Here is a 12,542-nt window from a genome sequence, read left to right as displayed (position 1 = left end):
TATTATCGCATTTTTTAAAGCAAAATAAAAACCAGAACAAATTTGAAATAATCTGTTCTGGTTTAGAACTATTGAATCTATTCTATTCATTGAGTATGGACTCAATAGATTCCATCGTTTGAGCAAAATAAGCTACTGGATCTAGTTCATTCTGATTTTTCCACTCGTAGGCTGCACCATAAAGCATCCAACTAAATATAGAAGCCATGTTTTGTATTTCTTGTTTTGATTTTTCAGAGTATTTTAACTTCAACGATTCAAAAAGAACTTGTTCTACTTCTTTTCTTAAAATCGTTTCGTTGATACTAGCCATTTCATCATAGCTATAAGAGCACAATGCATACAACTCATTATGATAGTTTGTTAATGCTACAAATACGTTTGTCAGTGTATTTTGGCAGAAGTTAGTAGTTTCTGCAAGTTGGTTTCGGACGTTTTCCATAATGATTTCTTTTGTAACGACTTCAAATAATTCGTATTTATCTGCAAAGTGGTTATAAAATGTCGCTCTATTAACCATAGCCTTTGTTGTAATATCACTAATTCGTATTGTTTCAAACGATTTTTTCTTTAACACTTCAAAGAAAGCATTAATGATATACTTGCGCGTACGAATTTTACGAATATCTTTATTCTCTACTATCTCTTGCACTTCTTCACCTATACTTTCTCAACATTTATTTAATTTTGTTGCTTAAGCAACACTTATCAATTACTGTCTATTGCGACTTACATTTTGTAAGCTATAATAAGAGTATACAACAGATGTTGGATAAAAATCAATACTAGTTAATAAAAGAGAATGGGAGAATTTGTCATGAATAGTATCATTAAAAAAATGTTTGGTAAAAGACAACAAGCAGAGAATAAGAGAACAGAGGAAACTACCCTGTCAGAACCATTGAAGATCGGTATTATTTTAGGAAGCACTAGACAAGGACGTGTGAGTACACAAGTTGGAGAATGGGCTAAGAAAGTTGCCGATGAAAGAAACGACACACACTACGAAATCGTTGATATCGCCGACTACGATTTACCATTCTTAGGAACAACTGCTGGAACAGAACCGGGTCTAGCTAAATGGGGAGAAAAAATCAACGAATTAGATGCCTTTGTATTTGTTGTTGCTGAATATAACCATGGCATCACTGGTGCTTTGAAAAATGCCATTGACAGTGCCCCTACAACTGCTTGGAACAATAAAGCTGCAAGCATTATGAGTTACGGTTCAACTGGTGGCGCGCGTGCTGCTGAGCACCTTCGTGGTATTTTAGGAGAATTGATGGTTGCTGATACACGTGTACACCCAACATTCTCACTATTCATGGACTTTGAAAACTTCTCAACTTTCGAACCAGGAGATTTGCATTTAGAAAATATGACTATGATGCTTGAACAATTAAACACTTGGGGAAGAGCGCTTAAATCTGCAAGAAGCTAATTCAATCTTTACTAATAAAGAAATCATGCACTTAAACTGAGACCGATATAATGAATTAGAAAATAATATAAAATTTCGTTAATAACCATGGTCATTAACGGAGTAACACTCAGTATTAAACTCTTTCTTACTAGAAGTATTCACAGAAGTATCACTTCACAATTAGTTTATCGACATTTATTAAATTTTGTTGCTTAAGCAACACTTATCAATTATTGTCTATTGTCACTTACATTTTGTAAGCTATAATAAGTATATACAACAGATGTTGGAGAAAAAGCAGCATCTTAAATTTAAAAAGAGAATAGGAGATTTTATCATGACAGAACAATTAAAAATCGGGATCGTTTTAGGAAGCACTAGACAAGGACGCGTTAGTACACAAGTTGGAGAATGGGCTAAAAAAGTCGCTGACGAAAGAAACGACGCACACTATGAAATCGTAGATATTGCTGATTACGACTTACCTTTCTTAGGAACAACTGCCGGAACAGAACCAGGCTTAGCTAAATGGGCAGAAAAAATCAACGAATTAGACGCATATGTCTTCGTAGTAGCTGAATACAACCACAGTATTACTGGTGCATTGAAAAATGCTCTTGATAGCGCACCAACAACGGCTTGGAACAACAAAGCTGCAAGTATTATGAGCTATGGTTCTACTGGTGGTGCACGTGCTGCTGAACACTTACGTGGTATTTTAGGAGAATTAATGGTTGCTGATACTCGCGTACACCCAACATTCTCACTATTCTTGGACTTTGAAAACTTCTCAACATTCAAACCAGGTGAATTGCACTTAGAAAACATGACTATGATGTTAGATCAATTAAACACTTGGGGAACTGCACTTAAATCTGTAAGAGGATAATTCAATCCCTCTCTTAAAGAAGCCTACCATTTGGTAAAGCTTCTTTTTTTTGCGAAAAAAAGAGGTTTCAGACATACGTCTGAAACCTCTTTTAAGCGTTCGTTTTAAATTAGTTAGAACCAGCGTTCATTGATTCTTTTTCTAGTTCAGCTTCGTGTGTCATTGCTGCTTGTCCTAATAAGTTCAAGTAGTTCCAAGGACGATCGAATACTGGTTGGAAGAAGAAGTCAACTAGTGCTAAATCTTCAATTGTCATTCTGTTTTGGATAGCAAGTGACAGTGTGTTTGCTGATTGAGTGATGTCATATTTAGACATGACTTGTCCACCAACAATACGTTTTGTGCCTACTTCATAAACAAGTTTCATCATGATTTTTTCGTTAGTTGGCATGAATTCTGGACGGTAGTTATCTTCAAACATAACCGCACGTGCTTCAAGACCCATTACTGGAGCACTAGACTCACTTACACCAGTTGAACCAATGTTCCATCCGAATAAGTGTAACCCAGAAGTTGATTGAGTTCCTCTGTATTCTAATGTTGGTTCTTTAATGTTTTTACCTACAAGTAATCCCATACGAACAGCGTTAGTTGCTAATGGAATATAAGCGTGTCCACCAGTTGGGTTATAGTTTACAGCACAGCTATCTCCAGCTGCAAAGATGTCTGGGTTGCTTGTACGCATGTAGTTATCAACGATGATTGCGCCATTTCCAAGCATTTCAACTTGCCCTTTAACAAGGTCAGTATTTGGACGGAAACCAACACATAAGATAACCATTTCTGATTCATATTCTCCACCAGAAGTTTTAACTGTAGTTGTTTTTCCATCTTCACTATCTTCGAATCCTTGAACCATTTCGTTTAATTGAACTTTAACACCGCGTCCTCTTAAGTCCTCTTCCAATACAGAAGTGAATTCAGGATCTAGATATTTGTTCAAGATACGGTCAAGACCATCAACTAATGTTACATCTTTACCATCTTCAGCGAATGCTTCAACAAGCTCGATCCCGATGTATCCTCCACCTACGACAGTAATTTTTTGTTTACCTTCTTTACGTGCAATGATTTCTTGTGCTTGGTTATAGTTTTTACAAAGTACAACGTTCTTGCTTTGAATACCTTGGATTGGAGGAATGATTGGCCAAGAACCAGTTGTTACAACTAATTTATCATAAGTGTCTTGAGTTTCTTCACCAGTTTTAAGGTCTTTGACAGTTACTGTTTTAGTTTCAGAATCAATGTTTAAAACATCATGTTCCATTTTAACATCTGCACCAAAGTCAGCTAATTCTTCTGGGTTTGAGTAGAAAAGTCCTGCTGGATCTTTAACAACACCACCAACATACAATGCAATACCACATGATAGGAAAGATACGTTATCGTTTCTTTCATATACTGTTACTTGTGCGTCCGGATTTTCAGTTAAAATCGTTTTGACCGCTGATGTTCCAGCGTGTGTACAACCTACAACTACTACTTTCATTCTCTATTTTCCTCCTAGGAAATATATAATATTTTGTCTTGCAATGAAAAACAGAGAGACTGACAGGCTGAAAGTTATTGAGTTCACAAAAATAAATAGCACACCTATTCACAAGCACGATTAGAGTGATTCCTCTTGTTTCGCACGATAAAATACTGTCTATGTTTTATTTGTAAATATAAACTTTCGTATCCCTTACCTGATGATCTTCTGCACTCTACTTACAATGAAAACATGATCTCTTGCTGTTTTCATACTCATTATACTCCTGATTTTTTATATTTCAAGTGGTTTGTTCAAATTAATTCAATAAGATCTATTTTATAAAAAGCCTTATTCTTAGAGGTTTCGGAGCTTTAAACGTACGAAAAGTAAGTAAAAATAATCGTATGTTATTTCCGTTAGGATATTTTTTCACAAACTATCTTCTTTTAGCTTATTTTAGCAGCGATTCAACAACATCATTTTCAAGTAAATAAAAACAAGCAGTACAATCAACGAACTTGATGTACTGCTTGCTGAATTAATGAACAATAGCTAATCCTTTGAACGTTTTCTCTACGTATTGATCATTTTGCAATGGTTGTTGAACTTCTTGAATCCACGTATCTTCGTCGAGCAACTGGTCTAGGTTTGAGTACATAGATTTAAAATCACTTCTTTTAAAGTCGAAAGTACTGTCCTGAAATTCAAAAGTCAGCTGATCTATATTCTTGATTAAAGCAAATCCTGCAGTGGCATTATACAGAAGTGTTCTATGCGCTATAAGGTCTTCTTTTTGACCGTATTCATTATCTTTATCAGTAGTCATGGTTGAATGAACAGATTCACTTAGCGAACTTGGATAATGAACTTCAACCACTAATTCCTCTGGAAAAAGCTGAAAAGTCATTTCATCTTGAGACATGGGTAAACTTCTAAATAAATTGACTGTATTTGAATTGTCCCCAAGATATTCGCTTTCATACTCTGCAATATAATTAAAGTCTTGGGTCAATGGATTCATCTGCTCATGAGCATAACGCTCTTCTACTTGTTTTTTACTTGGAAGAACCACTAGTTGAATCCAAAGAAATCCAACGACTCCAATAAAAAGTAGTACCATGATCCAAATATTTTTACCTTTATTCAATCACCTCTACCTCACTTTCTGCTATCAGATTCGCGGCTTTATGAATAGTCAATGGAATAATTACTGTGGAAAACGGCGTCAAATATCTCAGTGCAACTTCACCAAACTGATAAGGGCCGCTTATTGAAATTGGTCTAGAAAACCACAGATGACTTGCAAAATAAATACCTGTTACACTCAGTAAGCTGATGACTATAAAGCCAAACCAAAGTTGCCAAGTAATTATTTTGAGTTTTTCCGTTCTTTTGATGTTCATAAACTTGATTTTACCATCCCCGTTTTTTGCTTTTCTCAAATAAACGATATAGATGATACCTGAAATAAAAGAAAGCATCATAAAAAGGTAATTTAATAATAAATGATCTGGAAACAAAGATAACGGTAGTGTCAAGATCCAGATAATCACACTGTACAAAGTCATCGATTGAAGAAGGTTGGCTAAAAATGAATTCCAGTCGACTTTCTTATTTTCTTCTATAAGATGATCTACAGAATCTATATGAGCTATCGTATTTCTAACGGCTGCTTCTTCGCTATATCCTTCCAGCAGTAAATCTTCTTTTCGAGCCAGTAAATTGGAATAAACTTCTTCTTTTAATTCTCGCATCAGTTTGTTTTTCTTATATGGTTTAAAAAGCAGTTCAATATGTTCTTCAATAGTATTCATGTCTATGATGCCCCCTCGACTAATTGATCAATTAACGTCCTGGCTATTTTCCATTCTTTTATTGCTTTTTCGTAATGCTTCTTCCCGCTATCTGTCACTCTATAGTATTTCCTACGACCACCTTGCGTCTCATCTCCCCAGTAAGATTCAATATAGGCACCTTTTTCTAGTCGCTTTAAACTTGTATATAAAGAAGGTTCTTTTAGTTCATACTGACCGCTACTCAAAATTTTGATCGCTTTAATAATTTCGTATCCGTAGTTATCTTGATCGATCAAAATCCTTAAAATAATGGTATCGATATGACCTCTTATGTAATCTTTGTTAATGGATTCACTCATGCTATACACTCCTCAAAAAAAGTATAACACAATTACTATTCCACGCATAGTACTTATTTGTGCATTGTACTATTCGTTTTGAAACTCTATTTTTATCTATGGATTTATCTTTTTAGACTGTTATAATGATTGAGTTATAGAACTTAATGAAAGGAATGGTTATATTTGATCGAAGAACAAGCACCTTCAAATCAGTTAGATGCAACTGTCATCCGGTATGATAAGACTCATAGTCTGGTCATCGGTATTTTCTACATATTGGGTTGTGTTGGACTTGTTTGGCTCATCAACTGGTTTGATTGGCCTTTTATATTCGCTATCCTATCCGTTATAGTAACGATCGTAAGTTTTTGCATGGATTATTTTATTTTACCTTACTTAAGATACAAATCGATTCGCTATGAAGTTCACCCTACCTATTTAGAAATTTTGAAAGGCGTCTTTTTCAGAACAAGAGAAATCATCCCTATAGAGAGAGTTCAGCAGGTCTCTATAGAAGATGGCCCTCTATCTAGAAGATACCAAGTACAAATTGTCGAAATTCAAACTGCTGGAACGAGTCATCGAGTCCCACTTCTACTTGAAGAAGATGCTCAAGCCTTAAAAGTTCGTATCATGGATCTCATTAAGGAGGTCCAGTCAGATGTATAATAAACAACGACTACATAAGGGAACTTTGTTTACTAAATCTTTTAAAAGACTGACCGCTTTAGTGCCACCGTTACTCATTTATTCCTTTGTTAGTCTTTCTAATGGAGAATTTACCGAGGCGCTTTTGATTATGCTTGGCATTTTATGTATTGTATTATTGTTTGGCACCACCATTGACCTAATCAAATACTTACGGACTTCTTACTACATTGAAAACAACCGTTTTATACTTAAAACTGGATTAATGATCAAAAAAGAAAAAGATATACAAATCAGTCGAATCCAAAGCATTGATACTTCTGAAAGCTTGGCACATCGAATTTTAAAAATCACTAAAGTTACCATTCAGACTCCTGGTAAGAATATTTTGCTAGATGCCATCTCAATGGATCAGCTAAACGTAATCACGAGTCAATTGTATCAGTTGAATGTATCTATTGAAGTCATGACCGATGATAAATTGATGACAGAAGAGTCAATGCCACAAGTTAACTTATCCAATAAAAAAGACGAAGGAATCTTACTGTATCAACTATCTATTATCGATATTGTTAAATTAACGATCCTGAATATTTCTGTGATTCGTAGTTTTATCCTATTCCTTTTTGCGAGTAAGTTTGTGTCTAATTTTTTGATCGACTATGTCTTTGAACAATCAAGTCAATTACTGAACACTTCTATTTCACTTTTAACCTTGGCCATTTTAGGTTTGATTGTAGCCATTTACTCAATTGGAACGATTTTTATGATTTTCAAACACTATCAGTTCAGTGTTTTCCTGACTGATAAACACTTGAAAATCACACGGGGATTGTTGGAGACCAATAGTCAGACTGTTGTACTTGAGAATGTGCAGAGCATTGAAGAAAAGCAGAATGTGCTGATGAGTAGGTTTGGATATACCGCTTTTACCTTGTCTATTGCTACTGATGAAAATGAGGATGAGAATGACGATAAAAACGAGGAGGCAGAAGATGGAAAAGTGGTTCTATTGCCACTCGTTAAAACAAATCAATTAACTCCTTTGATGAACGCTTGTTTTCCGGAATATCGTTTTGAATCTGCTGACTTGATTACACCCAAACGCTCCATTCGACGTTTTATACAATTCAGACTATTGTTTTGGATCATTGCAGCAGTAGCTATTTCTATGCTGTTTTGGTCTTACGCATGGGTGATTGGTTTAATCTTTATTTTACTGAACCTATTATTTGGTTATCGCTCGCAACAATTAAATGGGTATAAGCTTTCAGAGGATGAGATTACCTTGCAAGTCGCCAAGCGATTTTCGGTGAAAAAGACTTATATATTAAGAGATAGAATTTTGAATCTGAAGGTTAAACAAAATCCATTTTTGAAAAAAGCTAACCTTGCTAGAGTGGCTTTCTTTTTTGCCCAAGGTCAATTATCTCAAGATATTGAGTTGAAATTCATTGAAGAAACAGACGCATTTGAACTATTTAACTGGTTTAGACCAAAAAGAGGTGAACATAATGAGTACTAACAGGACGCATTATGATGTGGTACGCTACTGGAGATTAAAAGCTTTGATTCATTGTATGATATTTTTAGTGATCATTATCAGCATAGTTTTACTGAATCAATTTTTTGACTTTTTTATCGTACCAGAGTGGGTTCTTCGACTGATTATTTTTTTGTTTGTAGTACAATGGATAATTTTTATAGGAATCCGACCACCTTTTAAGGCCAAGTATTGGCGTTATGATATTATTGAAAATCAACTCGTTATTTTCAAAGGAATATGGATAAGAGAACAAATCACCATCCCTTTGATGCGTATTCAAAATATAGAATTAGATATCGGTCCTATTGCGAAGGCGTTCGATATTGTGGAATTACGCGTCACCACATCTTCTCAAACGAATTATCTGCCCGAGTTGAAACGTGAAGAAGCTCTTGAAATCCAAAGTAAGATTCAAGAAAGAATCCAAATGAGTTTAACGTAAAAGAAACGTATTCGACCTTTAGCGGTAATGGTTCGCAAAAGTCGAATACGTTTCTTTTATTGCACTTACCAGTTACTAAGTTTATTTAGGTAAATCAGATAACTCTGTTGGTTTTTTATACGAAGAAGACCCTGCTTTATTCTGCTTTTTGTAGATATTATATATTTGAGCAAGTACCAAAGGATCTTTTATTGTCGTATCTAGAAAATAAAGAATGGCATCAATAACTTTGGTATCATTGTTGTGTTCAATCATATCTTTTAATATGAAATTATATTCGTACAGGTTTTCTAGCATATGATGATAATCTTCAATAAATAATCTAAAATTTTTTTGATCTTTTAAAGATTCTTTAGTGACTTTATTTTTATAGTGAAGATTCATAAAATATTCTTCTTTAGATATTGTTAAGCAATTCACAATATATTCTATACTCTGAGACTCTTTATCGGTGAAGTCCAAGTTCATCTCTATGCACTTCCTACTTGCTATATCAACTTATTGCGCTAAAAGAATACAATGTTCTTGTACTTTAGTAAAGGTATATACCAAAAAATAATCAACATTTAACCTTTTTGTTAAATATTGATCATATTTACAGACGAACTACGAAATTATGCATATTATTCTAAATAAAAAGGATTCTACTACTATTTAAGTAGCGGCAGAATCCCTTTTCGCTATTAAACTGGCTACACGGTCAAAGTAAAATGGATGTTTCCCTTTTTGAATTAAAGTGAACAGTATATGAATAAACAGGACGCTCCATAATATAAAGTATACTATAATCGCTACTACATCAAACCATACTTGATAAATATAAAATGGAGAACTTATATCCAATTCAACTTTCGAGATTACTCTTACAACAGACGTTAATACTGAAGGCAAACCTATCGAAAAAGTTCTTTTCAATAAAGACCTCCAATCCGGCACTCCTCCATTTATACTTGTTAATTTAAAACGTAGAATACTCGTTCCAATGGTTTTCCCATTCCAAATGATTGGTATTACGAAGAAGAAAATCATAAAACCAACCATCGTATAAAGAAACTCTATAAACGTATTTGATGTAAAGAATCCTCCTGTTAAATTCCAACTCATTTTAATGATTAGATAATCTACAACCACAGCCAATAGCTCTTGAAGCGGATAGATATAAGATCTTTTTTTAACCTGTAAACTTTTCTCTTGAATGGTTTTTCTAGAAGGAAAAAGAGAAAGAATGACAGGAGCTATGAAAAACCCTAACAAGGCGCCCGTGCTGTTTAGAAAAAGATCATCTATATCGAAGATACGATAAGGAGCATTATAAAGGCCATAAATCCCTGTTAGTTGGGTTACTTCAAAGAATAAAGATACTAAAAATCCTAAACCGAAAACTTTTTTCCAGTATTTTTCAGACTGGAAAAAATATCTTAGATAAACACCAAATGGAAGTAATAAAAGGAGATTAAAAAAAGCTTGTAAAAATGCACTTTGCTTGAATAATTCTATATAAGTAGACAGTTGGGTAATTACCGCACTACTATGTACTATGTCCCAAATGAACTGAAATGGAATAAGAGAATAATGCTTCGTATCGGGAGATTGTAAAGAACGAATATCTCGAGTAGCTGGAAGAGGCAATAGTACTAAAAATAAAGCCGTTAGCATATAAAAAATGAAAGAATACGCTACCATAGACGCCCAAATACTTAAATAACCATATTTTCTATAACTATAAATTAGCCATGGAATAAGGAGAAAAAAACTTAACAGAAAGAAAAAAATCACTGCTGTTCGTATAGGCATAATATAGATATCCATATTAGAACTCCTTCAGTTAAAAGACTTGGATATAGCTTAACTATCTTCAATTTTTTATACTGGTAAAAATGTCTTATCTTAATAGTTTTTAATATCTACTTCGCCATTAGAGTACTCCAAAAATGGAAACAAAGAAAAGTATTAGCTTAATCCATTTCCTACTGTTACTAGTGCTTTAAGCTCATTAAAAAAACGCTTTACTTAAATTAATATAAAAAACTCGAACCCCTAAAAATTTTAGGCATTCGAGTATTCTCTATTTTGATGGTATCATAGTCACTATCCCATTAAGTTGGTAGTCTGGACCTTCTTTTCTAGCTGAATGAAGCCGATTATCTGTATAAGTAGAAGCTCGTTCTATTTCAATATTCTCTGCCTTAAGTCCTGCTTTTAGTAAAATAGACAAATTGGCATCTAGCATGCTCATCAAGTATTTCTCTCCCCTAGGTTCAAAGAAATCGTCTCGGGTTTTAAATTCCTTAAACGCTTCGTAAACCTCTGGCCCTACTTCATAATTTGCAAGATCTATAGAAGGTCCTACATAGGCTAAAATATCTTCTTTATCGCATCCAAACTGTTCCACCATTCGTTCGATTGCCTTTAGTGAAATCTTTTTTGTTGTGCCTCTCCATCCAGAGTGAACACTTGCTTGAACTTTCTTGACTGGATCAAATAGAACGACTGGTGTACAATCAGCGAATTTTATGAATAAGGCCACATCTGTTTGATCTGTAATCAATCCATCTGTATCTTTAAAGGTTTTCCCAAATACAAAAGCCTCTCCGTTCATACCGTCTACATATTCAATATGTGCACTATGCGTTTGTTGACCGGAGTATATTTCTTTAGGTTCAATCGCTAATTCTCTAAGAACCTTTTCTAGATCTTCCACAACTCGATTTCCCGCTTTCTGGTATCTAAAATTGTAGTCGCTACCTGCAACCCTATTGATCAATCCATTTTCTTCTAACCGTTTAGATTTCAATCGATTCACTTCCCTTCTTTTTACTTGATAACTCGTTTATTGTTTTGTAGGTATAATGCACTAAATATTATATGATGGGTGCATGAGAAACCAAAAGTTACGCTCATTACACACTATTTAAAGGAGGCTCTATGGTTCATCTAATTACAGTATTTTTTATAGCACTTTTTATCATAGCATATATACAAGATCGCCGAAAAGTTTTAAATGGATTTTTCCTGACACTCGCTATAATTAGTGTCATGGGATCCCTCGCTTATGAAACAGTTCAAAATCCCGGAACGTTTATCACCTATATTTTCGTGTTTTTATTCGGTTTAATTATTATTCTATTAGCCTTCGGAGGGTTTGGTCTGATTATTTTTTCTTTTTTCAATACGGTAAAAATCTATCAAAAGGAAGGCATTCGATTAAAAAATTCTCTATTACTCGCCATTGGTATCGGCATACTCTTTTTGAACATCGCTAGAATTTTAAAACTAGATCAGTATATTCCTACTCAACTAGACTTCTTATTTTCTTTTGCAGGTTTCTGTGTAGCCTATCTAAGTTTCTTTTTGGTCATGTTTGGAGTCTCTTCGCTTCTTTACCAAATTTACTACCCTAAACTCGATAAAGATTATATCATTATCTTAGGTGGCGGCTTGATTGATGGTTATAAAGTACCTCCTCTACTACAAAGCAGGATCAAGAAAGGCCTCAGTTTTTACAAAGTGCAATTAGAGAAAAACAATAAAAAAGCGTATGTGATTTTCTCAGGTGGACAAGGTGAAGATGAGCTTTTACCTGAAGCCGAAGCAATGGCAGAATTTGCGAAAACACTTGGACTTGAAGAAGAACAGATTATAGTGGAAAATCAGTCTAAAAACACTTATGAAAATATGAAATTTTCTGCCGAAAAAATGGCCGCTTCTTCTGACAAAAAAGCTGTATTCGTGACCAATAATTATCACTTACTGAGAGCCGGTATTTATGCTAAAAGAGCCCATATAGATGCTGACGGCATAGGTGCACGGACGGCCTTTTATTATATTCCCAATGCATTTATTAGAGAATTTATTGCCTATATGAATCTTTACCGTAACTATCATCTGATTGTTTTATCTATTGGCTTCGTCTTAAATATTATTTTAACGGCTTTCTACCTTTATTTCAATTAAACGAAAAACACGACAGACTCGTTCAGTCC

14 protein-coding genes are annotated in these 12,542 nt (G+C 34.3%); 6 read left to right on the top strand and 8 right to left on the bottom strand.

The window, feature by feature from the left end:
• Positions 1-82: 82 nt before the first annotated feature.
• Positions 83-652 (bottom strand): TetR/AcrR family transcriptional regulator, encoded by a 570-nt coding sequence (locus LG377_RS04770; RefSeq protein ID WP_225743542.1) that lies wholly within the window; start codon positions 650-652, stop codon positions 83-85.
• Positions 653-901: 249 nt separating this feature from the next.
• On the opposite strand from LG377_RS04770, the gene LG377_RS04765 reads away from it, so the two are divergent.
• Complete coding sequence (locus tag LG377_RS04765; RefSeq protein ID WP_370632561.1) at positions 902-1,441, top strand: NADPH-dependent FMN reductase; 540 nt, start codon at positions 902-904, stop codon at positions 1,439-1,441.
• A 319-nt stretch (positions 1,442-1,760) separates the two neighbouring features.
• Complete coding sequence (locus LG377_RS04760) at positions 1,761-2,312, top strand: NADPH-dependent FMN reductase (protein ID WP_225743540.1); 552 nt, start codon at positions 1,761-1,763, stop codon at positions 2,310-2,312.
• 109 nt (positions 2,313-2,421) lie between these two features.
• Here the strand turns inward: LG377_RS04760 and LG377_RS04755 are convergent, their stop codons facing one another.
• The 4 genes from LG377_RS04755 to LG377_RS04740 all read right to left on the bottom strand — a co-directional run bounded on the left by LG377_RS04755 (position 2,422) and on the right by LG377_RS04740 (position 5,941).
• Positions 2,422-3,801 (bottom strand): FAD-dependent oxidoreductase, encoded by a 1,380-nt coding sequence (locus LG377_RS04755; RefSeq protein WP_225743539.1) that lies wholly within the window; start codon positions 3,799-3,801, stop codon positions 2,422-2,424.
• A 523-nt stretch (positions 3,802-4,324) separates the two neighbouring features.
• Positions 4,325-4,933 carry a DUF4825 domain-containing protein gene (locus LG377_RS04750; protein WP_225743538.1) on the bottom strand — a complete coding sequence of 203 codons (609 nt, stop codon included), beginning with the start codon at positions 4,931-4,933 and terminating at the stop codon, positions 4,325-4,327.
• Positions 4,926-5,600: a permease prefix domain 1-containing protein gene (locus LG377_RS04745; protein ID WP_225743537.1), complete on the bottom strand. Its 675-nt coding sequence runs from the start codon at positions 5,598-5,600 to the stop codon at positions 4,926-4,928. The genes LG377_RS04750 and LG377_RS04745 overlap by 8 nt, the downstream gene beginning before the upstream one ends.
• Before the next feature lie 2 nt (positions 5,601-5,602).
• Positions 5,603-5,941 carry a PadR family transcriptional regulator gene (locus LG377_RS04740; protein WP_225743536.1) on the bottom strand — a complete coding sequence of 113 codons (339 nt, stop codon included), beginning with the start codon at positions 5,939-5,941 and terminating at the stop codon, positions 5,603-5,605.
• A 165-nt stretch (positions 5,942-6,106) separates the two neighbouring features.
• On the opposite strand from LG377_RS04740, the gene LG377_RS04735 reads away from it, so the two are divergent.
• The 3 genes from LG377_RS04735 to LG377_RS04725 are packed head-to-tail and all read left to right on the top strand — an operon-like array spanning position 6,107 to position 8,559.
• On the top strand, positions 6,107-6,592 hold the full coding sequence (locus LG377_RS04735; RefSeq protein WP_225743535.1) for a PH domain-containing protein: 486 nt from the start codon (positions 6,107-6,109) through the stop codon (positions 6,590-6,592).
• Complete coding sequence (locus LG377_RS04730; protein ID WP_225743534.1) at positions 6,585-8,096, top strand: PH domain-containing protein; 1,512 nt, start codon at positions 6,585-6,587, stop codon at positions 8,094-8,096. Before LG377_RS04735 ends, LG377_RS04730 begins: the two co-directional genes overlap by 8 nt.
• Entirely contained in the window at positions 8,086-8,559 is a 474-nt protein-coding gene (locus LG377_RS04725) for a PH domain-containing protein (protein ID WP_225743533.1), read from the top strand. The genes LG377_RS04730 and LG377_RS04725 overlap by 11 nt, the downstream gene beginning before the upstream one ends.
• Before the next feature lie 81 nt (positions 8,560-8,640).
• Here the strand turns inward: LG377_RS04725 and LG377_RS04720 are convergent, their stop codons facing one another.
• The 3 genes from LG377_RS04720 to pgeF form a co-directional block, all read right to left on the bottom strand.
• Positions 8,641-9,027, bottom strand: coding sequence for a hypothetical protein (locus tag LG377_RS04720; protein WP_225743532.1), 387 nt, complete (start codon positions 9,025-9,027; stop codon positions 8,641-8,643).
• Positions 9,028-9,213: 186 nt separating this feature from the next.
• A complete protein-coding gene (locus tag LG377_RS04715; RefSeq protein ID WP_225743531.1) occupies positions 9,214-10,368 on the bottom strand; it encodes a VanZ family protein in 1,155 nt (384 codons plus the stop codon).
• A 256-nt stretch (positions 10,369-10,624) separates the two neighbouring features.
• A complete protein-coding gene (gene pgeF / locus LG377_RS04710) occupies positions 10,625-11,353 on the bottom strand; it encodes a peptidoglycan editing factor PgeF (protein WP_225743530.1) in 729 nt (242 codons plus the stop codon).
• A 131-nt stretch (positions 11,354-11,484) separates the two neighbouring features.
• On the opposite strand from pgeF, the gene LG377_RS04705 reads away from it, so the two are divergent.
• Positions 11,485-12,513 carry a YdcF family protein gene (locus LG377_RS04705; protein ID WP_225743529.1) on the top strand — a complete coding sequence of 343 codons (1,029 nt, stop codon included), beginning with the start codon at positions 11,485-11,487 and terminating at the stop codon, positions 12,511-12,513.
• Positions 12,514-12,542 lie beyond the last annotated feature (29 nt).

The organism is Marinilactibacillus sp. Marseille-P9653, assembly GCF_916618885.1.
Taxonomy (GTDB): Bacteria; Bacillota; Bacilli; order Lactobacillales; family Carnobacteriaceae_A; genus Marinilactibacillus.
This window is presented reverse-complemented; position numbering and strand designations above follow the sequence as displayed.

What these genes read in the sequence shown, in the direction of transcription:
- LG377_RS04725 (WP_225743533.1), top strand. Translation starts at nt 8,086, where the DNA reads ATGAGTACTAACAGGACGCATTATGATGTGGTACGCTACTGGAGATTA.
- LG377_RS04715 (WP_225743531.1), bottom strand. Translation starts at nt 10,368, where the DNA reads ATGGATATCTATATTATGCCTATACGAACAGCAGTGATTTTTTTCTTT.
- LG377_RS04720 (WP_225743532.1), bottom strand. Translation starts at nt 9,027, where the DNA reads ATGAACTTGGACTTCACCGATAAAGAGTCTCAGAGTATAGAATATATT.
- LG377_RS04745 (WP_225743537.1), bottom strand. Translation starts at nt 5,600, where the DNA reads ATGAATACTATTGAAGAACATATTGAACTGCTTTTTAAACCATATAAG.
- LG377_RS04740 (WP_225743536.1), bottom strand. Translation starts at nt 5,941, where the DNA reads ATGAGTGAATCCATTAACAAAGATTACATAAGAGGTCATATCGATACC.
- LG377_RS04760 (WP_225743540.1), top strand. Translation starts at nt 1,761, where the DNA reads ATGACAGAACAATTAAAAATCGGGATCGTTTTAGGAAGCACTAGACAA.
- LG377_RS04705 (WP_225743529.1), top strand. Translation starts at nt 11,485, where the DNA reads ATGGTTCATCTAATTACAGTATTTTTTATAGCACTTTTTATCATAGCA.
- LG377_RS04755 (WP_225743539.1), bottom strand. Translation starts at nt 3,801, where the DNA reads ATGAAAGTAGTAGTTGTAGGTTGTACACACGCTGGAACATCAGCGGTC.
- LG377_RS04730 (WP_225743534.1), top strand. Translation starts at nt 6,585, where the DNA reads ATGTATAATAAACAACGACTACATAAGGGAACTTTGTTTACTAAATCT.